This window comes from Devosia psychrophila (genome assembly GCF_000971275.1).
Classification (GTDB): Bacteria; Pseudomonadota; Alphaproteobacteria; order Rhizobiales; family Devosiaceae; genus Devosia; species Devosia psychrophila.
The window spans coordinates 1-23,121 of sequence record NZ_LAPV01000159.1 but is presented as its reverse complement, the minus strand read 5'-3'; the positions used below and the strand labels follow the sequence as shown (position 1 = coordinate 23,121).

General features: G+C 62.1%; 27 protein-coding genes. 15 read left to right on the top strand and 12 right to left on the bottom strand.

Annotated elements, in window-relative coordinates; translation table 11 throughout:
• Nucleotides 1–80: 80 nt before the first annotated feature.
• From WH91_RS17975 to coaA, 6 genes are all read left to right on the top strand, one after another.
• On the top strand, nt 81–428 hold the full coding sequence (locus tag WH91_RS17975; RefSeq protein ID WP_052952944.1) for a DUF2628 domain-containing protein: 348 nt from the start codon (nt 81–83) through the stop codon (nt 426–428).
• Nucleotides 425–1,075: an imidazole glycerol phosphate synthase subunit HisH gene (gene hisH, locus WH91_RS17970; protein ID WP_046172392.1), complete on the top strand. Its 651-nt coding sequence runs from the start codon at nt 425–427 to the stop codon at nt 1,073–1,075. Before WH91_RS17975 ends, hisH begins: the two co-directional genes overlap by 4 nt.
• Nucleotides 1,072–1,803 (top strand): 1-(5-phosphoribosyl)-5-[(5-phosphoribosylamino)methylideneamino]imidazole-4-carboxamide isomerase, encoded by a 732-nt coding sequence (gene hisA / locus WH91_RS17965; protein WP_046172478.1) that lies wholly within the window; start codon nt 1,072–1,074, stop codon nt 1,801–1,803. Before hisH ends, hisA begins: the two co-directional genes overlap by 4 nt.
• The gene (gene hisF, locus WH91_RS17960) at nt 1,800–2,630 is read left to right on the top strand and encodes an imidazole glycerol phosphate synthase subunit HisF (RefSeq protein ID WP_046172391.1); all 831 of its coding nucleotides are present in this window, start codon (nt 1,800–1,802) and stop codon (nt 2,628–2,630) included. Before hisA ends, hisF begins: the two co-directional genes overlap by 4 nt.
• A 67-nt stretch (nt 2,631–2,697) precedes the next feature.
• Nucleotides 2,698–3,015: a phosphoribosyl-ATP diphosphatase gene (locus WH91_RS17955; protein ID WP_046172390.1), complete on the top strand. Its 318-nt coding sequence runs from the start codon at nt 2,698–2,700 to the stop codon at nt 3,013–3,015.
• Nucleotides 3,015–3,965 carry a type I pantothenate kinase gene (gene coaA / locus WH91_RS17950; RefSeq protein ID WP_046172389.1) on the top strand — a complete coding sequence of 317 codons (951 nt, stop codon included), beginning with the start codon at nt 3,015–3,017 and terminating at the stop codon, nt 3,963–3,965. Before WH91_RS17955 ends, coaA begins: the two co-directional genes overlap by 1 nt.
• 111 nt (nt 3,966–4,076) lie before the next feature.
• Here the strand turns inward: coaA and WH91_RS17945 are convergent, their stop codons facing one another.
• Entirely contained in the window at nt 4,077–4,427 is a 351-nt protein-coding gene (locus WH91_RS17945; RefSeq protein ID WP_046172388.1) for a VOC family protein, read from the bottom strand.
• Nucleotides 4,428–4,545: 118 nt separating this feature from the next.
• Here WH91_RS17945 and dapB point away from each other — a divergent pair, with 118 nt between their 5' ends.
• Both dapB and WH91_RS17935 read left to right on the top strand, forming a co-directional pair.
• Nucleotides 4,546–5,379 carry a 4-hydroxy-tetrahydrodipicolinate reductase gene (gene dapB / locus WH91_RS17940; RefSeq protein ID WP_046172387.1) on the top strand — a complete coding sequence of 278 codons (834 nt, stop codon included), beginning with the start codon at nt 4,546–4,548 and terminating at the stop codon, nt 5,377–5,379.
• A 15-nt stretch (nt 5,380–5,394) separates the two neighbouring features.
• Nucleotides 5,395–6,009 (top strand): 2,3-bisphosphoglycerate-dependent phosphoglycerate mutase, encoded by a 615-nt coding sequence (locus tag WH91_RS17935; RefSeq protein WP_046172386.1) that lies wholly within the window; start codon nt 5,395–5,397, stop codon nt 6,007–6,009.
• 120 nt (nt 6,010–6,129) lie between these two features.
• Here the strand turns inward: WH91_RS17935 and WH91_RS17930 are convergent, their stop codons facing one another.
• Both WH91_RS17930 and WH91_RS17925 read right to left on the bottom strand, forming a co-directional pair.
• Nucleotides 6,130–6,999 (bottom strand): methylated-DNA--[protein]-cysteine S-methyltransferase, encoded by an 870-nt coding sequence (locus WH91_RS17930; protein ID WP_046172385.1) that lies wholly within the window; start codon nt 6,997–6,999, stop codon nt 6,130–6,132.
• A 70-nt stretch (nt 7,000–7,069) separates the two neighbouring features.
• Complete coding sequence (locus WH91_RS17925; protein ID WP_074797183.1) at nt 7,070–7,555, bottom strand: DUF2244 domain-containing protein; 486 nt, start codon at nt 7,553–7,555, stop codon at nt 7,070–7,072.
• 50 nt (nt 7,556–7,605) lie between these two features.
• Between WH91_RS17925 and nth the strand changes: the two genes are divergently transcribed.
• Complete coding sequence (gene nth, locus WH91_RS17920; protein WP_082102254.1) at nt 7,606–8,298, top strand: endonuclease III; 693 nt, start codon at nt 7,606–7,608, stop codon at nt 8,296–8,298.
• A 149-nt stretch (nt 8,299–8,447) separates the two neighbouring features.
• Here the strand turns inward: nth and WH91_RS17915 are convergent, their stop codons facing one another.
• Nucleotides 8,448–8,900, bottom strand: a complete 453-nt coding sequence (locus WH91_RS17915) for a DUF2214 family protein (protein WP_046172383.1) — start codon at nt 8,898–8,900, stop codon at nt 8,448–8,450.
• A gap of 60 nt (nt 8,901–8,960) precedes the next feature.
• Here WH91_RS17915 and WH91_RS17910 point away from each other — a divergent pair, with 60 nt between their 5' ends.
• The 3 genes from WH91_RS17910 (at nt 8,961) to WH91_RS17900 (ending at nt 11,627) form a co-directional block, all read left to right on the top strand.
• Entirely contained in the window at nt 8,961–9,524 is a 564-nt protein-coding gene (locus WH91_RS17910; RefSeq protein ID WP_046172382.1) for a TetR/AcrR family transcriptional regulator, read from the top strand.
• An 88-nt stretch (nt 9,525–9,612) separates the two neighbouring features.
• On the top strand, nt 9,613–10,617 hold the full coding sequence (locus tag WH91_RS17905; RefSeq protein ID WP_046172381.1) for an adenosine kinase: 1,005 nt from the start codon (nt 9,613–9,615) through the stop codon (nt 10,615–10,617).
• Between the two features lie 296 nt (nt 10,618–10,913).
• Nucleotides 10,914–11,627 carry a hypothetical protein gene (locus tag WH91_RS17900; RefSeq protein ID WP_046172380.1) on the top strand — a complete coding sequence of 238 codons (714 nt, stop codon included), beginning with the start codon at nt 10,914–10,916 and terminating at the stop codon, nt 11,625–11,627.
• Nucleotides 11,628–11,640: 13 nt separating this feature from the next.
• On the opposite strand, the gene WH91_RS17895 is transcribed toward WH91_RS17900, so the two are convergent.
• The 3 genes from WH91_RS17895 to WH91_RS17885 all read right to left on the bottom strand — a co-directional run bounded on the left by WH91_RS17895 (nt 11,641) and on the right by WH91_RS17885 (nt 13,734).
• The gene (locus WH91_RS17895; RefSeq protein WP_046172379.1) at nt 11,641–12,411 is read right to left on the bottom strand and encodes a TIM barrel protein; all 771 of its coding nucleotides are present in this window, start codon (nt 12,409–12,411) and stop codon (nt 11,641–11,643) included.
• On the bottom strand, nt 12,408–13,106 hold the full coding sequence (gene pyrF, locus WH91_RS17890; protein WP_046172378.1) for an orotidine-5'-phosphate decarboxylase: 699 nt from the start codon (nt 13,104–13,106) through the stop codon (nt 12,408–12,410). The genes WH91_RS17895 and pyrF overlap by 4 nt, the downstream gene beginning before the upstream one ends.
• Nucleotides 13,107–13,188: 82 nt before the next feature.
• Nucleotides 13,189–13,734, bottom strand: coding sequence for an NADPH-dependent FMN reductase (locus tag WH91_RS17885; RefSeq protein ID WP_052952943.1), 546 nt, complete (start codon nt 13,732–13,734; stop codon nt 13,189–13,191).
• A gap of 118 nt (nt 13,735–13,852) precedes the next feature.
• Here WH91_RS17885 and WH91_RS17880 point away from each other — a divergent pair, with 118 nt between their 5' ends.
• Nucleotides 13,853–14,074, top strand: a complete 222-nt coding sequence (locus tag WH91_RS17880) for a hypothetical protein (protein WP_046172475.1) — start codon at nt 13,853–13,855, stop codon at nt 14,072–14,074.
• Here the strand turns inward: WH91_RS17880 and WH91_RS17875 are convergent.
• The 5 genes from WH91_RS17875 to dnaK form a co-directional block, all read right to left on the bottom strand.
• Nucleotides 14,049–14,888 carry a glycosyltransferase family 8 protein gene (locus WH91_RS17875; RefSeq protein WP_158409601.1) on the bottom strand — a complete coding sequence of 280 codons (840 nt, stop codon included), beginning with the start codon at nt 14,886–14,888 and terminating at the stop codon, nt 14,049–14,051. The genes WH91_RS17880 and WH91_RS17875 overlap by 26 nt on opposite strands.
• Nucleotides 14,889–14,997: 109 nt before the next feature.
• Complete coding sequence (dnaJ, locus tag WH91_RS17870; protein ID WP_046172376.1) at nt 14,998–16,140, bottom strand: molecular chaperone DnaJ; 1,143 nt, start codon at nt 16,138–16,140, stop codon at nt 14,998–15,000.
• Nucleotides 16,141–16,325: 185 nt separating this feature from the next.
• The gene (locus WH91_RS17865) at nt 16,326–17,396 is read right to left on the bottom strand and encodes an alpha/beta hydrolase (protein WP_046172474.1); all 1,071 of its coding nucleotides are present in this window, start codon (nt 17,394–17,396) and stop codon (nt 16,326–16,328) included.
• A 296-nt stretch (nt 17,397–17,692) separates the two neighbouring features.
• On the bottom strand, nt 17,693–18,154 hold the full coding sequence (locus WH91_RS17860; protein WP_046172375.1) for a hypothetical protein: 462 nt from the start codon (nt 18,152–18,154) through the stop codon (nt 17,693–17,695).
• Between the two features lie 126 nt (nt 18,155–18,280).
• A complete protein-coding gene (dnaK, locus tag WH91_RS17855) occupies nt 18,281–20,194 on the bottom strand; it encodes a molecular chaperone DnaK (RefSeq protein ID WP_046172374.1) in 1,914 nt (637 codons plus the stop codon).
• 227 nt (nt 20,195–20,421) lie between these two features.
• Between dnaK and pabB the strand changes: the two genes are divergently transcribed.
• Together pabB and pncA are read left to right on the top strand one after the other, a co-directional pair.
• Nucleotides 20,422–22,221, top strand: a complete 1,800-nt coding sequence (gene pabB / locus WH91_RS17850) for an aminodeoxychorismate synthase component I (RefSeq protein ID WP_046172373.1) — start codon at nt 20,422–20,424, stop codon at nt 22,219–22,221.
• On the top strand, nt 22,218–22,853 hold the full coding sequence (pncA, locus tag WH91_RS17845) for a bifunctional nicotinamidase/pyrazinamidase (protein WP_046172372.1): 636 nt from the start codon (nt 22,218–22,220) through the stop codon (nt 22,851–22,853). Before pabB ends, pncA begins: the two co-directional genes overlap by 4 nt.
• Nucleotides 22,854–23,121 lie beyond the last annotated feature (268 nt).

Below are 23,121 nucleotides of genomic sequence, written 5' to 3'. Positions count from 1 at the left end.
TGGGTGGGGGTGCCCTTCCACCCGCAGCCGATTTGTTCTAAGTGCTGCCGCAACGAGGCCACCTTCGCCAAGGAAGCCGCATGACCCTCTACGCCATCTATGATCCCAAGCCGGGCCGGCCCGATCTGCCGGCTGCGATTGCCGAAAACTTCTCCTGGTTCGCCGCCATTCTGCCGCCGGTATTTCTGGCGCGACACGGACTGTGGCTGGAACTGCTGGCCTGGGTGCTCAAGCTGGTTGCGTTGGCCGTCTTGTCGGGCTTCATCGGCGGTGGCGCAGTCTCCGCCGTCTATCTGCTGGCGATGGTCTGGCTCGGCTTTGCCGCACCCGGACTGCGCCGTCACGCCCTGCAATGGCGCGGCTGGACCCCTCGCGGCGAGCGCGTCGCCCTGAGTGCAGACATGGCGCAACTGGAGGCCATCCAATGAGCCTCGTGACCATCATCGATTATGGCGCCGGCAACCTGCACTCGGCGGCGAAGGCCTTCGAGCGCATGGCCAATGGCATTGGCGACATCACGGTAGAAGTCACGTCCGACCCCGAGCGCGTCCGCATCGCCGACCGCATCATGCTGCCCGGCGTTGGCGCCTTTGCAGACTGCAAGGCCGGGCTCGACGCGGTGGCAGGCATGGTCGAGGTACTCGACGAGCGCGTTATCCGGGGCGGCGTACCTTTCCTCGGCGTTTGCGTGGGCATGCAATTGCTGGCGAGTGAAGGGCATGAAAAGACCGTGACGCCTGGCCTCGGCTGGATCCCCGGCGCGGTGCAAAAAATCACCTCTTCCGATCCATCACTCAAAATCCCGCACATAGGCTGGAACACCATCGACTTGACTCAGCCGCACGCGCTGTTCGAGGGCATCCCGACTGGTCCCGACGGGTTGCACGCCTATTTCGTGCACTCCTATCACCTGGTGACAGCGAGCGATGACACGCTGTTTGCCACCACCGACTACGGCGGCACCGTCACCGCCTGCGTCGGCCGCGACAATATTTTCGGCGCCCAGTTTCACCCGGAAAAAAGCCAGGCGCTGGGGCTCAAGCTGATCGAGAACTTCCTGAGGTGGACGCCGTGATCCTGTTCCCAGCCATCGACCTCAAGGACGGCCAGTGCGTGCGCCTCAAGCTCGGCGACATGGAACAGGCCACGGTCTTTAACGACGACCCGGCAGCCCAGGCCAGGAGTTTCGAGGACCAGGGCTTCGACTATCTCCACGTCGTCGACCTCAACGGCGCCTTTGCCGGTGAGAGCGTCAATGGCGCGGCGGTGGATGCCATCCTCAAGGCGGTGAAATTTCCGGTGCAACTCGGCGGCGGCATCCGCACGCTGGCCCACATCGAAAGCTGGCTCGACAAGGGCCTTGCCCGCGTCATCCTCGGCACCGTCGCGGTGCGCGATCCGGCGCTGGTCAAGCAAGCAGCCGCGCGTTGGCCGGGCCAGGTCGCAGTGAGCATTGACGCGCGCAAGGGCATGGTAGCGGTCGAAGGCTGGGCCGAGACATCTGAGCTGAGCGTCATCGAGCTGGCCAAGCGCTTCGAAGGCGCCGGGGTTGCCGCCATCATCTATACTGACATCGATCGCGATGGTGTGCTGGCCGGCATCAACTGGCCGGCGACGCTCGAGCTGGCGTTGTCCACCAGCATTCCGGTCATCGCCTCGGGCGGGCTTGCTTCGATGGGCGACATCGAGCGCATGACGCGGCCCGAATTCCGCATCCTCGAAGGCGCCATTTCCGGTCGGGCGCTGTATGACGGCCGCATTGATTCACGTGAAGCACTGGCTTTGCTGAGGAGCGCGGCGTGACCCTCAAGACCCGCTTGATTCCCTGCCTCGATGTCATGGGCGGCCGCGTCGTCAAGGGCGTGCAATTTGTCGATCTGCGCGATGCCGGCGACCCCGTCGAAGCTGCCATGGCCTATGACGCAGCCGGCGCCGACGAGCTGACCTTTCTCGACATTACCGCCAGCCACGAGGGCCGCGACACCATTTTGGACGTCGTCGCCCGCACTGCCGAACACTGCTTCATGCCGCTGACGGTGGGCGGTGGCGTCCGCAGCATCGAGGACATTCGCAAGCTGCTGCTGGCCGGCGCCGACAAGGTGGCGATCAATTCCGCCGCAGTGAATGACCCTGACTTCATCTCCCGCGCCGCCGACAAGTTCGGCAACCAGTGCATCGTCGTTTCGGTCGATGCCAAGCAGCGCCTGAGCCAGGCGGTGGGTGGGGACAACAGATCCGAATGGGAAATTTTCACCCATGGCGGCCGCAAGCCATCGGGCCTCGACGCAGTGGAGTTTGCCATCCGCATGGTTGAACGCGGCGCTGGCGAATTGCTGGTCACCTCGATGGACCGAGACGGAACCAAGTCCGGCTTCGATCTCAAACTCACCCGCGCCATTGCCGATGCGGTGGAAGTGCCGGTGATCGCCTCCGGCGGCGTCGGCAGCCTGCAGGACCTGGTCGATGGCGTCACCGAAGGCCATGCCAGCGCCGTGCTGGCCGCCTCGATCTTCCATTTCGGCACCTTCACCATCCCCCAGGCCAAGCAATACATGCGCGAGCATGGCGTGGCGGTGCGGATGGACTTGGCTGCGACCGACAGGGCAAATCGCTCCAGTGGAGCGATTTGAGCAGACAAGGCCAAGAGAGCTACGCTCGAATGGGACGAGCCCAATTAAGCACTCGGAGTGCGTTCAGATGAATTTAGAGACCCTCGAAGCTCGTATTGCTATCCGCGCGGCGGCCTCGCCCGATGAGAGCTACACCGCCAGGCTGATTGCCCGCGGCATGGAAAAATGCGCCCAAAAGCTCGGCGAGGAAGCCACTGAGGCGGTAATCGCTGCCGTCACAGGTAACCGCGCCGAACTGGTCAAGGAAAGCGCCGACCTGCTGTATCACCTGCTGGTGGTACTGAAGGCCGCCGACATTCCGCTCGCCGAAGTCATGGTCGAACTCGATGCTCGTACGGCCCAGTCCGGCCTTGCCGAAAAAGCCTCACGGACGGACCAGCACTGATGGCCAAGCGCAAGCCGGTCCTCGCGCCCTATCATTCTTTCACCAAAGCCCAGTGGAGCGCCCTGCGCGCCGACGAGCCGATGACGCTGACGCGCGAGGACATCGCGCGGCTGCGCACGTTGAGCGATCCGATATCGCTGGAAGAGGCCGAAGAGACCTACCTGCCGCTGACGCGCCTGCTGTCGTTTTATGTGGAAGCCATCCAGGGCCTGCACAATGTCTCGACGCGCTTCCTCGAAACGCCCGACCAGAAAGTACCCTTCATCATCGGCGTCGCCGGTTCGGTGGCGGTGGGCAAATCCACCACCGCGCGTATCCTGCAGGCGCTGCTGCAGCGCTGGCCGTCGAGCCCAAAAGTCGACCTGGTGACCACCGACGGCTTCCTGCACTCAAACAAGGTGCTGGCCGAGCGCGGCATCATGGAGCGCAAGGGCTTCCCCGAGAGCTATGACCGCACTCGTTTCGTGCAGTTCCTCTCCGATATCAAGTCGGGCAAGGGCCAGATGCAGGTGCCGGTCTATTCTCACCTGGTCTATGACGTGGTCCCGGGCAGCGAAGTGACCGTGGACCGGCCTGACATCCTGATCGTCGAGGGGCTGAATATCCTGCAGCCGGGTGAGTTGCCCAAGGACGGCAGGCCAATCCTCTTTGCCTCCGACTTCATCGATTTTTCGATCTATATCGACGCCGACAATGATGACCTTGAAGCCTGGTTCATGGAGCGCTTCTTCCGCCTGCGCGAAACCGCTTTCAAGGACCCGACCTCGTTCTTCCGCCGCTTTGCCGAAATGAGCGAGACCGAAGCCGGCGAGTTCGGCAAAATGGTCTGGCGCACCATCAACCTGCCCAACCTGCTCGACAACGTCCTCCCCACCCGCGGCCGCGCTGACCTGATCCTCAAAAAGGGCAAGAACCACCTGATCGAGGACGTAAAGCTGCGGCGGGTTTAGAGCCGTCCCACAGGGAAATCGCGCCGGTGGCGCGATTTAAGGCGAGAAAGCCAAGAGGGCTATGCCCGAATGGCGGGGGTTCTTTTCCACCTCTCCCGAGAGAGGTTAAAGCTAATACGTTCCGTGCTGGGGTTGGCTGAAGACGATCTGGTTGCCGTCGGGATCGCGAAACTTCGCGGTCTTGAAGAAGTCGCCCATGGCTTTCGCGACCGGCGTCAATCCATGCAGGCTCAGCCGGCCCAGCTCTTCGGCCAGGTCATCGACCACCAGCGTCAAGCTCGACGCCCCTGCCCGGTCGGCATCGGTAGCCACATGCACCCAGCCGCCGCCCGGCAGTTTCCATTCGGCCACATCATTCATCGGCCGCGCATCGGCTGGGCGGCCGAACAGCCGCTCGTAATAGTCGAGCGCCTCGTTGATATCGTCCACCGCGATACCGGCCAGCGCGTTGGTGATGGTCAAATCAGGTCCCTTGGCTTTTGTCCAAACATCACCCTAGCATGATGAAGGCTATGGGGCACACCTGTTGGCGTTTTCCCTGAGCGCTGCTATAGCCAAAAACCAATAGGGAGACGGATAGATGGCAGATCTCAAGGTCGTGGTGGCAGGGGCCGGTGGGCGCATGGGCGCGGCCAATATCCGCGCTGTCGCCGCGCTGGGAGGGCTGTCGCTGCATGGCGCTATCGCCAAGCTCCACGCCGCCGTCGACCGTCCGGGTTCGCCTGCGATCGGCCTGGACGCGGGCCTTTTCGCCGGCATTGAAGAACTGGGCGTCAGGATTACCGACGATATCGACGCGGCCCTGGTTGGCGCCGATGCCATCATCGATTTCACCGCGCCCGGCGCCAGCGTCGCGCTATCGCAAAAGGCGGCGGCGCTGGGTATGGTCCATATCATCGGCACCACCGGTTGCTCGGAACAGGACGACGCGGCAATCGCCGCCTCGGCACAGGCTGGCGCGCGCATCGTCAAGTCCGGCAATTTCTCCATGGGCATGGTCGTGCTGGCCAACCTGGTCGAGAAGGCTGCCGCGGCCCTCGCCGACTACGATATTGAAATCCTCGAAATGCACCACAATAAAAAGGTCGACGCCCCCTCCGGCACGGCGCTCCTGCTGGGCGAAGCCGCCGCCAAGGGCCGCGACATCGCGCTCAAGGATCATGCGGTGACTGTACGCGACGGCCACACCGGTCCACGCGAGGCCGGCACTATCGGTTTTGCCACGCTGCGCGGCGGCAATGTCATCGGCGACCATATGGTGATCCTCGCCGGCCCGTCCGAGCGCATCGAACTGAACCACCGTGCGCAGGACCGCACCATCTATGCCAATGGCGCCGCCCGCGCCGCGCTCTGGGCCGCGTCTCAGCCGCCCGGCCTCTATTCCATGACCGACGTGCTCGGCCTCAACGACTAAAGCAAGGATAAGACAATGACCGGTACCCTGATCCTCGTGCGCCACGGCGAAAGCGAGTGGAACCTCAAGAACCTGTTCACCGGCTGGCGCAATCCCGACCTGACCGAAAAGGGCATCGGCGAGGCGCGCGCCACCGGCAAGGCGCTCAAGGCCAAGGGTATCGTCCCTGACCTCTACTATACTTCGGCCCTGCGCCGCGCCCAGCACACGCTGGACCTGATGCTCGAAGAAATGGAGATCCTCAACGTCACCATCACCCGCAATATTGCGCTCAACGAACGCGACTACGGCGAACTGTCGGGTCTCAACAAAGACGACGCGCGGGTCAAATGGGGCGAGGAGCAGGTGCTGATCTGGCGCCGCAGCTTCGACGTTCCCCCGCCCGGTGGCGAAAGCCTCAAGGACACCGCCGCCCGCACCCTTCCCTACTACGAGGCCGAAATCCTGCCGCTGCTGCTGGCCGGCAAGACCGTGCTGATCGCAGCCCACGGCAATTCGCTGCGGGCACTGGTGATGGCCATTGAAGGCCTGACGCCGGAACAGATTCTCAAGCGCGAAATTGGTACGGGCCAGCCGACGATTTACAATATTGGGGCCGATGGGAAGCTCGAAGGTCGCGTCGAAATCTGAAGCTAAAGGGCTGCCAGGGTTCTTGTTTGGTACCCCACCTAACCCCCCTATTTAGGGGGAGGCTAGGTGGGGTATTCTTCCTCACTACCGATTCACGTGAAACCTCGAACCGGCCAATGGCTAATGCGCCGCCGAGATAACCCCGGCTTCCCAGCCCAAAATCGCCCGCTTGCGCGGCAGGCCCCAGTGATACCCGGTCAGCGCGCCCGATGTACCGACTACGCGGTGGCACGGCACCACGAACGAAATCGGGTTCTTGCCCACAGCCGCACCCACCGCGCGCGCTGCGGTTGGCCGGCCGATATGGCTCGCGACATTCTGATAAGTCGCGGCGCGACCCACCGGAATCTTCAGCAGCGTTTCCCATACCTGAACCTCGAAATCGGTCCCGATCAACACCACGCGCACCGGTCGGTCGGGTGACCAATGCGCTGGATCGAACGCCTGCGCGACCATCGGCGCCACCCTGGCATCATCGCGGATGAACCGCGCATTGGGCCAACGATTGGCCAGGTCCTCGAAGGCTTGGCTCACCGTGGTGCTCTCATCGGCAAAGCCGAGGCCGGACATGCCGTAGTCGGTGGCGGTCACTACGGCGAGGCCGAACGGCGATGGCGCCGCACCCCAGATCATGTCCAAGCCAGCCCCGCCGGCCCGGAAAACGCCCGGGGGCATGGCTTCATAGGTGACGAAAAGATCGTGCAGCCGAGACGTCGAGCTCAGGCCCACCTGATAAGTGGTGGCGAGCACGCTCTCCTGGTTACGCAGCAGGCTCTTGGCATGGTCGAGTGCCACCGCCTGGGCAAAGCTCTTGGGCGATAATCCGCACCAGCGCCGGAACAGCTCGGTCAACTGTCGCTCGGTCAGCCCCAGCGCCCGGGCGAAGCGCGGCAGGTCAGCCACGTCCGGTCCGGTCTCGGAGAGATAGCGGATTGCCGCCTGGATGGTGTCGTAATCCGTCGCGGGGGTCATGGAGAATATATGGTTCATCGGAGCACCCTGACTTTGGGTCACTCTTAAGGGACACCGGCTGCGGTTGCGACCCGGTTTTGACGTTGGCTCAGGCGTCCTGCCGCGCTTTTCGCAGCGCCGTGCCAAACGCCCTGGCAAAGCTCGATCGGTCTTCGGGGCTGAGAAAGGCGCCAAGTTCGAGCTCTTCCTTGCCGCTGCGCAGGCGCACCGCAATGGTCTTTTCATTCTCGTCGCGCACCACAATCAGCCGCACGGTCTTGGGCGCGAACCGCCGCAACACGCTTTCGCCCTTGCTTTGCGTGGTGATGACTTCGAGCTGGTCGGCCCACAGCGTCACCTGCTGCCGCATTCGGCGCCGGCGCGATTGCTGCACCGTTAGGGCGCTCAGGCTGGCAGTACCAGCGAGGAATGCCGTGCCCGCCGGCAGCAGCGCTTCGGGGATGAGAATGGCTAGCGGCGTCGCCAGCAGGGTGGCAACGGCCAGCGCCACCCAGCCGCCGGTTATCCGGGGTGAGCGGTCCGGCTGGAGCGCTGCAGAAAACAGCGGCACTGTGGTAGTAGCTTGCATTGGCATGGCGAACTCTTCGACATGGAGACTATAAGCGCAAAATCAGTGGTGAGAGAATGGCCGGGCCGAAAAAAGTGAACGCCTTGCCCAAGGCCGATGTCGAAGCCATCTTCCACCGCTTCCATGAAATCGAGCCCGAGCCCAAGGGCGAGCTCGACTACAGCAATGCCTTTACCCTGCTGGTGGCGGTGGTGCTGTCAGCTCAGGCAACCGACGTCGGCGTCAACAAGGCCACCAAACACCTGTTTGCGCTGGCCGCTACGCCCCAGCAGATGGTGGCGCTTGGCGTCGAGCGCATCACCGAACTGGTCAAGACCATCGGCCTCTATCGCGGCAAGGCCAAGAATGTCTTCACTTTGAGCCAGATGCTGATCGACCTGCATGGTGGCGAAGTGCCCTCAGACCGCGAGGGTCTTGAGGCCCTGCCCGGCGTCGGTCGCAAGACTGCCAACGTGGTGCTCAATATCTGGTTCAAGCAGCCGGCCATTGCGGTGGATACGCACTTGTTCCGCGTCGGCAATCGCACCGGCATGGCCCCGGGCAAAACGCCACTGGCGGTTGAGCTGACGCTGCTCAAGGTTATCCCCGCGCCATATATGCTGCATGCCCATCACTGGCTGATCCTGCACGGACGCTACGTCTGCAAGGCGCGCAAGCCAGAATGCTGGCGCTGCGAAATTCGCCAATGGTGCCGCTTCGAACCCAAGACGCCCCCGCCCAACAAGCCGCTGCCCAAGCACGTCGCCTAGGTGTCCTTGTCGGGTACCCCACCGCGCATCCCCCGATGAGGGGGAGGAACTCGGCCGGCGATTGCACGGGATTGTGCCTGACACTCGATAGTATCCCTCCCCCCCTTTCAGGGGGAGGCGAGGTGGGCGTATCCTTGCTTCCTACCCCTTCAGCTCCCATACCCCCGCGCCATCGCCGCCGCAAAGATCGGGATCAACAGCAATACGCCCGCCTGGATATGCACCAGGCGCCGGCTTGTCGCGATTTCCGCCGGCGGCGGCACATAACTCTCATCCGTCCCCACCGCCTTGAGCCATTTCCGGATCGCCATCGTCGGCTGGATCGTCAGCAGGCCCACTACCAGGAGCGCCGCCATCTTGCCCCAGAAGGCGTGGTTGGTGACGTAATACTCCCATCCCCTGACGCCAAAAATCACCCGGATGATGCCAACGACGATGACCAGCCCCGCCACCCCGCCATACGCCGCGTCAATCTGCGCCAACTGACGAATCCGCGCGCCGGACAGCCCCGGCCGCAGCAGTGCGAACTCCGCCGCATACAGCGCCACCAGCGCAAAAACCGACAGATGATGCGCAATCGCCAAAAGCAGGTCGATATCCATTTGCGAGCCCTCAACGCCCCATGTTATTCATGCTTACATATTCGCAGAGCAAAGTGAACAATGTCAACATCCATCGCCAATGCCCCCTATCATCACGGCGATCTCCGTAATGCGCTGCTCGAATCAGCGCTGATCATCCTTGAACGCGAGGGCGAGGCCGGCCTTGGCCTGCGCGACGTCGCCCGGGCGGTGGGCGTCTCGGCCGCAGCACCCTACCGGCATTTTGATGGCCGCGGCGCCTTGCTCGAGGCCCTTGCGGTGACGGGCTACCAGCGCTTCACCCGCCTGATGGAAACCATCGCCACCGACGATACGCTGGACCATATGTCGGCCATGGGGCGGACCTACGTCAAATTTGCCCTCGATAATCCCAACCTGTTCCGGCTGATGTTTTCCCCCGCGCTGCGGCGCGACAACCGGCCCGGCCTGCGCATGGCGGCCGACGCCGCCTATCGGACGCTGCGCCATGTGACCGGCGAGGACGTGGATACCGACCGCGTCGCGGCGCTGGCCGCCTGGGCCAGGGTCCACGGGCTCGCCGTGCTGCTGCTCGATGGCCAGATCGCCATCCAGGCCGGCGAGGATATCGAGGCACTGGTCGCCGAGATCATCGACAAGCATTAGCGTCCCCAAAATCTCGGCTCCTAGGTTGCCGATCCCCGGCTCTTGCTCTAAACCGGCTGACGGCTTTTCCCTGTGCCGGACCTTGCTCATGACCCAGACCCGCTTCGACGTCCTCACCATCGGCAACGCGATCGTCGACATCATCGCACCTGTCGAACAAGGCTTTCTCGAAGCCGAGGGCATGAAGGAGGGCATCATGCACCTGATCGATACCGATCGGGCCGAGCATCTCTATTCCAAGATGCCGCTGGGCCGGCAGCAGATTTCGGGCGGCAGCGCCGCCAATACCGCCGCAGGCGTCGCCTCGCTCGGTGGCCGCGCCGCCTTCATCGGCAAGGTCGCCGACGATACGCTCGGCGATGTGTTCGAGGCCGATCTCGATGCCATCGGCGTCCATTACAACACCAGCCGCCTCAAGAATGGCGCGCTGACCGCCCGCTCGATGATCTTCCTCAGCGAAGACGGCGAGCGCACCATGAACACCTATCTCGGCGCCTGCCACCAGCTCACCGAGCAGGACATCACCCCCGACGAAATCGGTTCTGCCGCCATCACCTATATGGAAGGCTTCCTGTGGGATCCGGTAGAGGCCAAGAAAGCCTTCGTGCTGGCCGCCCACTATGCCCACAAGAACGAACGCGCCGCCGCCTTCACCCTCAGCGATCCGTTCTGCGTCGATCGCTATCGCGCCGAATTCCTCGACCTGATGCGGTCCAAGACCATCGACTACGTCTTTGCCAATGTGCATGAGCTGAAATCGCTCTACGAAACCGACGACCTCGGTGAAGCCGTGCGCCAGGTCGCCAAGGACACCGAACTGGCTGCCATCACCATGGGCGCCGAAGGCGCCATGGTCGTATTCAACGGCGAAGTCACCTCGGTCCCTGCCTTCCACGTCGACAGGGTGGTCGACGCCACCGGCGCCGGCGACCTGTTCGCCTCAGGATTTTTGCTGGGCATGGCCCGCGGCCAGACGCTGGAATCCGCCCTCAAGACCGGCTGCCTCGCCGCCTCCGAAGTCATCGGCCACATCGGCGCCCGGCCACAGCTCGATCTGGAAGACCTCACCAAGCAGCATGGGTTGGTGGGCTGAGGCTCCATGTGGGTTCAATTTAGGAGCAATCAGCGATAAGCGTTGACGACAATAAGCCCAACATGCGGAATGAGCTTTATTAAGAAATTCAGCGCGGCGCTTCTAATGTAATGTCTAAGGTCCATAGAGACGATCGAGCTGCGCTTTTGGCTTTGGGTATGATTCTTGCGACTGTTATTCTAGTGTGCGCACTAAGTCTTCTTTTCCGTTACCTGCCCACCTTCCCAGAAGGTAGTGCAGCTAGCGACGCCACACACAGTGGCTTGGCAGAACGTGGTCCATCCGAGGGCTATTGGATGCCCGAGTTCTCTGCTCGCGATACGTACGCTCAATGGACTATGACGGTCTTGGCATTTGTCGCCACGATCATAAGCGTCGTTGGTGTAGTCCTAATCAGGCAGACCTTTGTGGAGACGAAGCGAACGGCTGATGCTGCCGTTTTCGGCAATCAACAGTCAGCTCGTGCCGTTTTGGAAGCACAAAAATCAACTGATCAGGCCATACGCGCTAACGAGATAGCGTTGGAAACGGGCCGGGCGTCGGCGCGAGCGTACCTCAATTGTACGGGCGCCACTTTCACTTTAGCGAACCGAATCTGCGTTTTGAAAGTTAGCATAAAGAACTTCGGTCAAACGCCGGCCAGTCATGCACTTTTGAGCGGACGACTGTTCGTGCCAAATATGAACAGCGTGAGTAACGCGGACCAAATTCTCTACGGACAGGAAAAGCACACCCAGATATTCGATCTTCCCCCAACCGACGCAGCCGCTGCCTTAATTGTATTCCCATTGACGTTTTCCACGAATGTTAGCCGGGAGCTGTCGGAAGGCAAATGGTTGGCCTCTGCTGAGTTCTCACTCCACTGGAAGGATATTTTTGGTGATTCCCAAACTAGACAATTCTTTCTTGTCGAAAATACTAGCAACTTTGCTGAAGAAACTGGCGGTATCAGGCGCCGTGAGGGTGACATGCGGGCCAGCAACACCCGTCCGCAGCAACGCAAGATCTAGCGACACAATCTAGTTAAGCGTCCAAACTCCGCCGCATCACCCTCAGCGCCTCCGCCGTGCTCCCCGTCGGCCTGAACTCCAGTCCTACCGCGCCGTCGTAGCCTTGCTCTACCAGCCACCCCAGTTTCTGCTTCAGCGGCAGGCCCCCGCTCCCCGGCTCATTGCGGCCGGGGTGGTCGGCGATGTGGACGTGGAACACGCGGTTGAGGCGGTCGGCGACGACCTGTTCGGGGTCTTCGCCCATCACCATGGAATGGTACAGGTCATAGGTGATGCCGATTTCCGGGCGGTTGACCGCGTCGGCGATGTCGAGGCCTTCGGCGGTGCTGGTGAGGTAATAGCCGGGGTGATCGACGCGATCGTTGAGCGGCTCCAACGCCAGGCGAACGCCTGATCCCTTCAGCACATCGGCCGACCGGCTCATGGCGATGGTCAGCGTGTCATGCTGGCGGGCGCGATCGACGCCGGCCAGCAGTGGCCCGGACTGGCAGATCAGGATCGGCGCACCCAGCCGCAGGGCGACATCGCGGCTGCGTTCGAGGCCGGCGAGAAACCGGTCATGGTCACCTTCGCGCGTCAGTTCGGCAAACGGTTCGGCGACGATGCCGGCCAGCTTGACGCCGGTTTGGGCCAGCGCCCGCTCGACGGCCTCGAGATCCTTGTTGGACCACAGCCAGAATTCGACGAGATCGAACCCCTCGGCCTTGGCGAGGTGGATGCGCTGGGCAAAGTCGTCCGTCTCGGGGAGGAACAGCATTTCGATACAGGCCGAAAATGTGGTCATGCGAGCCTCGTGCCGCGGTTCATGTCATCAAGGATGGCCCGAGCCGCAGCGGCGGGATCGGCCGCTTCGATGATCGGGCGGGCCACCACGAGATGGCTGGCGCCCAGGGCCAGGGCTTCAGCCGGGCCCATGACGCGCTTCTGGTCGCCGGCCGGGCTGCCCGCCAGACGGATGCCCGGCGTCACGATGGCCATGTGCGGGCCGATGATGGTGCGGACCATTTCGGCTTCCAGCGGCGAGGCCACCACGCCGCCGATGCCGGCATCGCGCGCCTGCTGGGCCCGTAGCGCCACCAGCCCGGCTGCGTCGCGCTCATAGCCCGCTTCCTTGACGTCGGCATCGTCCATCGAGGTGAGAACCGTAACGCCCAATATGCAGAGACCGGAACCCGCCGCGGCCTTGGCAGCGGCGCGCATGGTCTTGGGATAGGCATGCACCGTCAGCATGGTCGCGCCGGTTTCGGCAAAGGCCGCGACGCCCTTTTCGACCGTATTGTCGATATCGAGCAGCTTGAGGTCGAAGAACACTTTCTTGCCGGCCGCGAGCAGCGCCTTGCCCAGCGCCAGCCCGTCGGCGCCATAAAAGCACTGGTAGCCGATCTTGTAGAAGTCGACGCTATCGCCCAGCAAAGCCACGATTTCCTCGGCGCGTGCGCGCGTCGAAACGTCGAGGCCCACGATCAATTGGCCAGCCATGAGTCTTCCTCCGATGTGGTTATTGGCTTGGGACTAGAGCAAATCACGCATCGTCGCAAGCGGAGCAGGCCGACGAGGCTGGTCACCCCCGGCTGAAATGGGTCAGTTCATGCACGATCTGCTCGACCTTGCGGATAATGGCAGGCTCGGTTGGATTGCCTCGCTCATCGAGAACCTCCTCGGCCGGGCCTATTCCCAACAGCGTCGGCACCACCAGTGCCCCGACCTTGCTCAGCGAATCCCGCAGATGGCTCAGCGAAAAGATCGTGCCATATTTGCCGGAGCTGACCCCGCCGATGCCGAATACCGCATGGCGGAACACGCTGGGCTTTTGCCGGCTGAGCCAGGTGATGGTGTTGACCAACAGCGGCGGCACGCCGCCATTATATTCCGGGCTGGCGATGAAGATGATGTCATGGCTGCGCCAAAGCGCCGCGAGCTGCGCGGCAGCTTCCGGCACTTCGTCAGGCTCCAGATCCTCGTTGAAGATCGGCATGGCAAAATCGCCCAGCTCAATGGCGTTGACAGTAACGCCTGTTTCTTCCAGCTTGCGGCCGACATGCTGCTGCAGCAGCCGATTATACGATCCCTGGCGGATCGAGCCGGAAAGTGTCAGCGCGGTGGTCATGCATCAGTCCCTGTGGTCAAGCACTTGCGCACGCCGTAGCGACGTTCGCAAGACATACGCCGATGCTTGCCCGCTGTGGAGCGTGTCCCTATCCTTGTCGGACAATAAGGACCAAGCCATGGCATCGAAACTGATCGTTACCCATCTCAACCACGACCTGCAGGGCCGTAAGTCTTATGTGTCGCTGATCTGGTCGGACGATCCGACGCGACGGCTGGGACTTGAGGTGCCGTTTGGCACGGCCTTGGCCGATGCCGAGACCGCCGCTCGCACAGCGCTGACGGCCCTGGCGCGCGAACTTGACGAGAGCGAACTCAGCCCAGTCGCAAGCAGCGCCTGACCATTCGAACCAACCGCTCGCGCCGGTACTGGTAATAATATTGGTTGGTCATCAGGTGCCGATAGGTGCGCTTGAAGGCGACGCGCGACCAGACGAACCACGGCTTGGGATTGGCCGAGTAATGCACGATGGAAGGGTTCAGCACCTCGTGCGCCGGCTCCGGGTTTTGCAGGTTCCAGCGCATATCGAGTTCGAGAATCCTGCCGCGGAAGCAGAAATTGATCATGTCCTGATCATAGTAGAATTGGGCAAGTTCCGAGGCATGCAGGCCCGCAAGCCCTGCGGCAAAGTCCATCTGCCGGTATTGAACCATGTCGATCAGCATGACGCCCGCATTGAAATAGGGCTCAGCCATGGAAAAGGCCTTGCGCGCGCGCAGGTCCTTGCCGGCAATCACATGCATGCGGTCTGGCTGTAATACGGCGGCGACGGCATAGCCGCCCATCTCCATGAAGTAGAGTGGATCGAGCGGGCTGCGGATGAACAGATCACTGTCGAGATACAGCACCCGCGCAATTTCTGGGTCCAGCAGATCGCCCAGGAATAGCCTGGCATAAACGATCGGGTTCAGCCGCCGCAGCCTGATGCGCGGAAATGCGGCGATGCGGCCTTCAAGAATATTCAATGCGTCGATGTCGATGAAATTGATGGTCGCGCCGTAGTCCCGCCCGATGCTGGCGATAGCAGCCATATGCTCGGGCGTCAGCGCCCGATGCATCAGATGAAACCGCAGCTGCCCCGGATGATGCGTCGTCAGGCAGATCGAGCGCATTGTGGCATAGGTCGGCGCCCAGAATGCGTCATCGAATGCCATGGCGATCTCGATCATAATGAGCCTTTACCGCCTGTATTCTCGCGCCACTCGGGTCGAGCCATCTTGGCCCTGAACCTAAAATCGCCCCACCGGGTTGATTTCTACGGTTCTAAGCCTCGAACATCTTCTTGAGTTTGTCGAAAAAACCGCCTGACGTCGGGCTGTTTTCCTGGGTCTCGAGCTTGGCGAACTCTTCCAGCAATTCGCGCTGCTTGCGGCTCAGTGCCTGCGGCGTCTCGATGTCGAGCTGAACATACATATCGCCGACATCCTTGCTGCGCAGCACGGGCATGCCCTTGCCCTTGAGCCGGACGCGCTGGCCTGGCTGGGTGCCGGCAGCAACCTTCACCTTGGCGCGGGCGCTATCGAGCGTCGGCACTTCGAATTCGCCGCCGAGCGCCGCCGTGGTCATGGCGATCGGTACGCGCGCATATAGGTCCGCCCCATCGCGCTGGAACAGGTCATGCGGGCGCAGCGATATGAAGATGTAGAGATCGCCCGGCGGACCACCGCGCAAGCCCGCTTCGCCCTCGTTGGCAAGCCGAATGCGGGTACCGTCCTCGATGCCCTTCGGAATATCGACGGACAGCTTGCGGTTTTCCTGGCGGCGGCCTTGGCCGGCGCAATCGGTGCAGGGCGAATCCATCATCTGGCCGCGGCCCTGACAAACCGGGCAGGTGCGCTCGATGGTGAAGAAGCCCTGCGCGGCGCGGACCTTGCCATGGCCATTGCACTGGCGGCAGGTATGGGTGCCGGTGCCCGGCTTGGCGCCCGAGCCATCGCAGGTGGTGCAGCCAACGAGAGTGGGCACGTCGATCTCGACGGTGCTGCCCTCGAAGCTTTCCTCAAGGCTGATTTCAAGATTATAGCGCAGGTCGGCGCCGCGCAGCTTGGCAGCGCCGCCACCACTACGACGGCCACCGCCGTTGCCGCCCATGAAGTCGCCAAAGATGTCATCGAAAATATCGGACATCGATGAGTTGAAGTCATTGCCGAAGCCGCTGCCGGCAGGCCCGCGCGCGCCATTTTCAAACGCGGCGTGGCCGAACCGGTCATAGGCAGCCCGCTTCTGGCCGTCCTTGAGCGTGTCATAGGCCTCGCTCAATTCCTTGAATTTGGCCTCGGATTCGGAATTGCCGGGATTGCGGTCGGGGTGATGCTGCATGGCAAGCTTGCGATAGGCGCTCTTGAGCGCAGCATCGTCAGCACCCTTCTGGACGCCGAGCACCTCGTAGAAATCCCGTTTGGACAAGAACAACGTCTCCAAATACGACCGGTCGCGTCAGGCGCGCCCTGTCAAATCTTTAAGCCCCGAGCCACCCCTAGATGGCAATCGACCCCGCGCACCACAAGGGGCTGGGGTCGAGATGGCAGAGCCAATACCCGCTCATAGCAAGAGCGGGCCGGAGCTTCAACATCGGTGATTTCCGATCGAGCCTAGCCCCGACGGCTTGGTGCAAAGGCCTTGCTCAAGGCATCGGCCGCGTCGGACTGGGCGAACAGCGCCTTGGTCACGACAAGACCGAGGCCGAAAAAACCCTGCGTCACGCCTTCATAGGTCCAGCTACTGACCGCAACACCCGCGCGTTCCAGCGCAACGGCGAGGGTCTCGCCCTCGGAACGCAGCGGATCGAGGCCTGCCTGGATCAGCGTGACCGGAGCCAATCCGGCGAGATCGTCGCGCCCAACGAAATCGATGCGGCTATCCTTGAGCCCGTCCTGATCGTCGAGCAGGTGCCGATAATGCCAACGCATCGCTGGCAGGCCTATTGGCCGAGCCCGCAGCATTTCGCCATACGACGGCGTCGCCAGATCACCGCCGGCAATCGGGTGGATCAGCAGTTGATGCACCGGCTGGGTCTGGCCCCGGTCGCGCGCCGTCAGTGAAACATGCAACGCCAGGTTGCCGCCCGCATCCTCACCGGCCACCGCCAGGCGCTTGGGGTCACCAGCGAGATCATTGGCTGCATTGATCAGCCAGCGCCAGGCGGCAACGGCATCGTCGTGTGCGGCCGGGAATTTATGCTCCGGGGCGAGGCGATAGGCGACAGAGACCACGATTGCTCCGGTGCGCCGTGCAATGGCCCGTGCCGATGCGTCGTGGCTGTCGAGGTCGCCGGTGACGAAACCGCCACCATGGAAATACAGCACCATCGGATTGAGCCGGCTGAGCAGTCCGGCCGGACGATAGATCCGAGCCGGTAGTTGTGATTCGGCTGCTGCGCCGAGGATAGCGCTGTCTTCCGCCGTGACGCCGTCATTGGGCCATTCGCGGCTTTGTTGGCCGAGAATGGCGGCAACGGCCTCGCCGACCTGCGGCTGCTGTCGGGCCTGCTGAGGTGAAAGATGCTCCAACGAGCGGGCGCCGAGCTCGGTCAGGCGATCCAGCACATGCTTCATGTCGGCATCGATCCGGCCCATCGGATCGCCGCTGATCAACTCGGCTAGGCGGCCGATGGAGTCGGATGGTGGAAGTGAATTGGAATGATCCTGGCCAGAATCGGACATCAGCAGGCCTCGCAATTTTGTGAGCTGAGCTTTGACTGGATAATGCGGACCGCACTTGGGCGTGAATAAGCCCATTTCGCGGCACACGGATTCACGTGAAACGCTTCAAGGTGTTCCGCGCAAGCGGATGAAAGGCTCCAGCGGAGCCTTTGAAACCAAGAAGACCATGAGACCTACGGTCGAATGGCAGGACAGCGTCACATCCATAGAATTCTTTTAGCACGGCCGTTTGCAGCACAAAACAAAACACCCTCGAGCAAGCTCGAGAGTGCCGGTCTATGGCGTAGCAGCGAAGCTTAGGCTTCCGCCGTCTCGCCGAGGTTCACATTATTGTCCATCAGCTTCTTGCGTGCGGCATTGACCGCATCGACGCTGAACTGGTCTTCGTGGTTGAGCACGATGGCCTCAGCGGTCAGGTCGCTACGCTTGTGTTCGACCAGCTTGGCAAAGCCGTCGCTGACGTCCGGTGCCATCACCAGATCGGTGAGCACGCGGATCGCGCCGAACTTCTTGTGGCGGGCACGGATATTGATCAGCTTGGTGGAGCGGCCGTTATCGGCAGTGCGGAATTCCTCTGCGGCGACGAGGCCGGTGAAGAATGCGCGGTCGATGGCTTCGCTATAAGCAGCGCCAGCCAGTTCGGCAATGCGCATCTGGCAGCCAAAGGCGAGGTCGATATAGCCAAGGCGAACGGCGTTAGCCATCAGCTTGCGCAGTTTTATTGGGTCGGTGAAGGTTTGGGGGTCTGGAATGTTCATTCGCTATCCTAAGCGATACGGCGCCAAATAGCCAATGGAATGGCGCAGTCAGCTCCGGTCGTGGTTTACAGCATAAACGAAAAGGGTCCGGCTTGCGCCGGACCCTTCAATCCATTCGCATAAGACTTACGCAGACTTCTTGTCGTCGTCGTCCTTGACCTCTTCGAAGTCGGCGTCGACGACGTCGTCTTCGTCCTCATCGTCGGTGCCATTGGCCTTGGCTTCGGCTTCGGCCTGGCTTGCCTTGTACATGGCCTCGCCCAGCTTCATCGAGGCCTGTGCCAGCGCATCGGTCTTTTCCTTGATCAAATCGCCATCGTCGCCTTCGATCACGGCCTTGAGCTGGGTGATCGCGGTTTCGATTGCGGTCTTGTCTTCGGCGCCAACCTTCTCGGCATATTCCTTCAGCGACTTTTCAGTCGAGTGGATCAGGCTTTCGCCCTGGTTCTTGGCTTCGACGGCTTCACGCTTCTTCTTGTCGCCTTCGGCGTTCTGCTCGGCTTCCTTGACCATCTTCTCGATGTCGGCGTCAGAAAGACCACCCGAGGCCTGGATGCGGATCTGCTGCTCCTTGCCGGTGCCCTTGTCCTTGGCCGAAACCTGCACGATGCCGTTGGCATCGATGTCGAAGGTCACTTCGATCTGCGGCACGCCGCGCGGTGCAGGCGGAATGCCGGCCAGATCGAAATTGCCCAGCAGCTTGTTGTTGGCAGCCATTTCGCGTTCGCCCTGGAACACGCGGATGGTCACGGCACTCTGGCTGTCTTCGGCGGTCGAGAAGGTCTGGCTCTTCTTGGTCGGGATTGTGGTGTTGCGATCGATCAGGCGAGTAAACACGCCGCCGAGGGTTTCGATGCCCAGGCTAAGCGGCGTAACGTCGAGCAGCAGCACGTCCTTGACGTCGCCCTGCAGCACGCCTGCCTGGATCGCTGCGCCGAGCGCCACGACTTCGTCCGGGTTGACGCCCTTGTGGGGCTCCTTGCCAAACAATTGCTTGACCAGTTCCTGTACCTTGGGCATGCGGCTCATGCCACCGACCAGCACGACTTCGTCGATCTGGGCAGCGGTGATGCCGGCATCCTTCATGGCCTGCTTGCAGGGGTCCATGGTGCGCTGGATCAGGTCATCGACCAGCGATTCCAGCTTGGACCGGCTGAGCTTGAGCGTCAGGTGCTTTGGGCCCGAAGCGTCGGCGGTGATGAACGGCAGGTTGATTTCGGTCTGGGTCGAGCTCGACAGTTCGATCTTGGCCTTTTCGGCAGCTTCCTTGAGACGCTGCAGAGCCAGCTTGTCGGAACGAAGGTCGATGCCCTGTTCCTTCTTGAACTCGTCGGCCAGGTAATCCACCAGGCGCATGTCGAAGTCTTCGCCACCGAGGAAGGTGTCGCCGTTGGTCGACTTCACTTCGAAGACACCATCGCCGATTTCAAGGATCGACACGTCGAAGGTGCCGCCGCCAAGGTCATAGACCGCGATGGTGCCCGTGTTCTTCTTGTCGAGGCCATAGGCCAGGGCAGCCGCAGTCGGCTCGTTGATGATGCGCAGCACTTCAAGACCGGCAATCTTGCCTGCGTCCTTCGTTGCCTGGCGCTGGCTGTCGTTGAAGTATGCCGGAACTGTGATGACGGCCTGGGTGACGGTCTCGCCGAGATAGGACTCGGCAGTTTCCTTCATTTTCTGCAGGATCATCGCCGAGACCTGGCTCGGAGAATACTTTTCGCCCGAAGCTTCGACCCAGGCATCGCCATTCTCGGCGGCCACGATCTTGAACGGCACCAGGTTCTTGTCCTTGCCGACGACCTTGTCGTCATAGCGACGACCGATCAGGCGCTTGACCGCAAACAGCGTACCTTCCGGATTGGTCACGGCCTGGCGCTTGGCCGGCTGGCCAACCAGACGTTCACCGTCCTTGCTGAAGGCAACCATCGAGGGGGTGGTGCGCGCCCCTTCCGCATTTTCGATGACCTTGGGATTGGCGCCGTCCATGACTGCGACGCAGCTATTGGTGGTGCCCAGGTCGATACCGATGACTTTAGCCATTAAACTAGCCTCTCTTTCAGCAAACCCATTGTGAAACCCCTCTTGCGAGGCAGTCCCTTGGCCGCAAGGGCCGGGTTCCTTTGCAACGTGAATGTGCCCATCTCTGGGCCTGCGGCGTATATAGGGGGGTGGCCCAAGCCCTTCAAGCGCCGTGTCGATAGATTTGCCAGCTTCCCAAGCCAGCCTGACCCGTGACGAAGCCGATAAAACTGCCTAGAACAGCGGCCATGTTCACCCCCGGCACCGTCCTGCTTCACGATACGCTCGATCCGCATGGCGAGAACCTGTGGTTCACCGCGCCAAGGCAGCAGCTTGTTGCGCGCAATCGCGCTGAAATCAAGACCGCACTGCGCCAGCTCGAAGCGGCAAACGCTGCTGGCCTGCATGCAGCCGGCTATCTGGCCTACGAGGCCGGCTTTGCTTTCGAAGAGCGACTGGCGCCATACCTGCCCGACGACGCGCCGCTGCTCTGGCTCGGGCTTTATGAAGCCCCCGAACGCCTGACCGCCGCCGAGGTCGATCAGCGGCTTGCCGCCATCGCTGGCAATGCCACAGGCGCCGCGTTCGACATCACCCCGCGCTGGGACGAGGCGCGCTATGCAACCGCCTTCGACCGGGTAAAAGACCTGATCGCCGCCGGTGATACCTATCAGGTCAACCTCACCTTCAAGGCCGATTTCCGCCTCGAGGGCGATCCGGTGGCGCTATATCGCGAACTGGTGCGCAAGCAGGCCGTCGCCTATGGCGCGCTGATCAACACCGGCGAGCAGTGGATCCTCTCCCGTTCGCCCGAACTGTTCGTTTCCAGCCGCGCTGGCGCCCTCTCTGCTCGCCCGATGAAGGGCACCCTGAAACGCGGTCGCACAGTGGCCGAGGACGAAGCAGGTCGCCTCGTTCTCGCAGCCGATGAAAAGAACCGCGCCGAAAACCTGATGATCGTCGACCTGCTGCGCAACGACCTGGGCCGCATTGCCGAAATCGGCTCGGTCAAGGTCACCGACCTGTTTACCGTCGAAACTTACGCGACGCTCCACACCATGACCTCGGGCATTACCGCCCACCGCCGGCCTGAAGTGACAACTTCGAAGGTGCTGGCCAATCTCTTTCCCTGCGGCTCGATTACCGGCGCCCCCAAACTGCGCGCCATGGAAATCATCCGCGAGATCGAAGGTGGCCCGCGCGGCCTCTACACCGGCTCCATCGGCCACTTCGCCCCCAACGGCGACCTCACCCTCAACGTCGCCATCCGCACCGCCGTTATCGACAATGCCGGCAGGGGCGAAATCGGCATCGGCGGTGGCATAGTCGCCGATAGCGTCGTCGAGGATGAATACCGCGAGGCCCTGCTCAAGATGGCATTTTTTACCGAGCCAGCGCAGCCAGTCACCCTGATCGAAACCCTGCTCTGGCAGATCGAGGGGGGCTACACCCTGCTCGACCGCCACCTCGACCGCATGGCAGCATCGGCTGCGTACTTCGCCCTGCCCTTCGACCGCGCGGCGATCCTGGCCCTACTCCAGGCGCAACCCTTCCCCGAACCCCGCATGCGCGTCCGCCTGATGCTCGACGTGTCCGGTCACGCCGTAACGGCCGTACCGCTGCCGCCCAATCCAGCCACTTTCCGCTTTGCCATCGCGCCCGGACGGCTTAATTCCCAAAGCCTCTGGCTGATGCACAAGACCACCAACCGCGCTTTCTACGACGAGCCGCGCCAGCACGCCCACGCCGCCCTCAGCGTTGATGAAGTGGTGTTCCTCAACGAACGTGGCGAGCTGACCGAGGGCTCGATCACCAACCTCTTTGTTCAAAGCGATGGCACACTGCTCACGCCACCCCTGTCCTCCGGCCTACTCCCCGGCACGCTGCGCGCCGAGCTACTCGCCACCGGCAAAGCCAGCGAGCAGCTTTTGACGCTAGACGATCTGGAGCGGTCCGATGCAATCTGGCTCGGCAATTCAGTCCGCGGCCTGATGCGGGCCGAGTGGATCAGAGAAGCGACACCCAAAGCCCCGGAGACACCAGAATGACCATCGAGATCCAACCCAATGACCTGCTGGTCGTCGTCGATGTGCAATATGATTTCCTGCCCGGCGGTAGCCTCGCGGTGGCCGGCGGCGACGAGATTGTGCCGCTGATCAACACGCTCGCGCGCAAATTCGCCCATGTGGTCTTCACCCAGGATTGGCACCCGGCCGATCACATCTCATTCGCCAGCCAGCATGACGGGCGCCAAGCCTTCGAGATGATCGAGCTCAGTTATGGCCCGCAGGTATTGTGGCCCGACCACTGCATCTGGGACAGCCACGGCGCCGAGATTTCGGCGGACCTTGATATCCCGCACGGCCAGCTGGTCATCCGCAAGGGCTACAATCGCGAAATCGACAGCTACTCCGGCTTCCAGGAGGCCGACCGCCACACCCCGACCGGCCTTGCCGGCTACCTCAACGAACGCGACGTCGGCCGGCTCTACATCGTCGGCCTCGCCACCGACTTCTGCGTCGGCTGGACCGCCATCGACGCCGCCGCCGCCGGCTTCGAGGTGACAGTCGTCGAAGACGCCACAAGGGCAATCGACAACGGCGGCAGTCTCGCAAAAGCATGGGCGGCTATGGCGGAAGCAGGTGTTGGACGGGTGCAGTCGAAGGATATCTTGGGCTGACGAGCGCAGTCGACACACACATCGTGGCTCCCATCACCCCACCCTCAATCCTTCTCGCCTCAAATCGCTCCACTGGAGCGATTTGCCCTTCGGGATGGCTCGAAGCCCATTCAGGGGAGGGAGGCGCCAGACCAACGGTCAGAGTTCTTTCTCATCCCTCACCCTTGTGGGGAGGGTGGCCCCGAAGGGGTCGGGTGGGGGTAGGTTGGCGCACAATGCACCCACTGTGCCCCAGGGGGGAGGGGTGCGACGGGTAAATATCCCACAA

Coding starts and splice junctions, on each gene's coding strand:
- WH91_RS17975 (WP_052952944.1), top strand. CDS start 81: ATGACCCTCTACGCCATCTATGATCCCAAGCCGGGCCGGCCCGATCTG.
- hisH (WP_046172392.1), top strand. CDS start 425: ATGAGCCTCGTGACCATCATCGATTATGGCGCCGGCAACCTGCACTCG.
- WH91_RS17955 (WP_046172390.1), top strand. CDS start 2,698: ATGAATTTAGAGACCCTCGAAGCTCGTATTGCTATCCGCGCGGCGGCC.
- coaA (WP_046172389.1), top strand. CDS start 3,015: ATGGCCAAGCGCAAGCCGGTCCTCGCGCCCTATCATTCTTTCACCAAA.
- dapB (WP_046172387.1), top strand. CDS start 4,546: ATGGCAGATCTCAAGGTCGTGGTGGCAGGGGCCGGTGGGCGCATGGGC.
- WH91_RS17935 (WP_046172386.1), top strand. CDS start 5,395: ATGACCGGTACCCTGATCCTCGTGCGCCACGGCGAAAGCGAGTGGAAC.
- WH91_RS17930 (WP_046172385.1), bottom strand. CDS start 6,999: ATGAACCATATATTCTCCATGACCCCCGCGACGGATTACGACACCATC.
- WH91_RS17925 (WP_074797183.1), bottom strand. CDS start 7,555: ATGCCAATGCAAGCTACTACCACAGTGCCGCTGTTTTCTGCAGCGCTC.
- nth (WP_082102254.1), top strand. CDS start 7,606: ATGGCCGGGCCGAAAAAAGTGAACGCCTTGCCCAAGGCCGATGTCGAA.
- WH91_RS17915 (WP_046172383.1), bottom strand. CDS start 8,900: ATGGATATCGACCTGCTTTTGGCGATTGCGCATCATCTGTCGGTTTTT.
- WH91_RS17910 (WP_046172382.1), top strand. CDS start 8,961: ATGTCAACATCCATCGCCAATGCCCCCTATCATCACGGCGATCTCCGT.
- WH91_RS17905 (WP_046172381.1), top strand. CDS start 9,613: ATGACCCAGACCCGCTTCGACGTCCTCACCATCGGCAACGCGATCGTC.
- WH91_RS17900 (WP_046172380.1), top strand. CDS start 10,914: ATGCCCGAGTTCTCTGCTCGCGATACGTACGCTCAATGGACTATGACG.
- WH91_RS17895 (WP_046172379.1), bottom strand. CDS start 12,411: ATGACCACATTTTCGGCCTGTATCGAAATGCTGTTCCTCCCCGAGACG.
- pyrF (WP_046172378.1), bottom strand. CDS start 13,106: ATGGCTGGCCAATTGATCGTGGGCCTCGACGTTTCGACGCGCGCACGC.
- WH91_RS17885 (WP_052952943.1), bottom strand. CDS start 13,734: ATGACCACCGCGCTGACACTTTCCGGCTCGATCCGCCAGGGATCGTAT.
- WH91_RS17880 (WP_046172475.1), top strand. CDS start 13,853: ATGGCATCGAAACTGATCGTTACCCATCTCAACCACGACCTGCAGGGC.
- WH91_RS17875 (WP_158409601.1), bottom strand. CDS start 14,888: ATGGCATTCGATGACGCATTCTGGGCGCCGACCTATGCCACAATGCGC.
- WH91_RS17865 (WP_046172474.1), bottom strand. CDS start 17,396: ATGTCCGATTCTGGCCAGGATCATTCCAATTCACTTCCACCATCCGAC.
- WH91_RS17860 (WP_046172375.1), bottom strand. CDS start 18,154: ATGAACATTCCAGACCCCCAAACCTTCACCGACCCAATAAAACTGCGC.
- dnaK (WP_046172374.1), bottom strand. CDS start 20,194: ATGGCTAAAGTCATCGGTATCGACCTGGGCACCACCAATAGCTGCGTC.
- pabB (WP_046172373.1), top strand. CDS start 20,422: ATGTTCACCCCCGGCACCGTCCTGCTTCACGATACGCTCGATCCGCAT.
- pncA (WP_046172372.1), top strand. CDS start 22,218: ATGACCATCGAGATCCAACCCAATGACCTGCTGGTCGTCGTCGATGTG.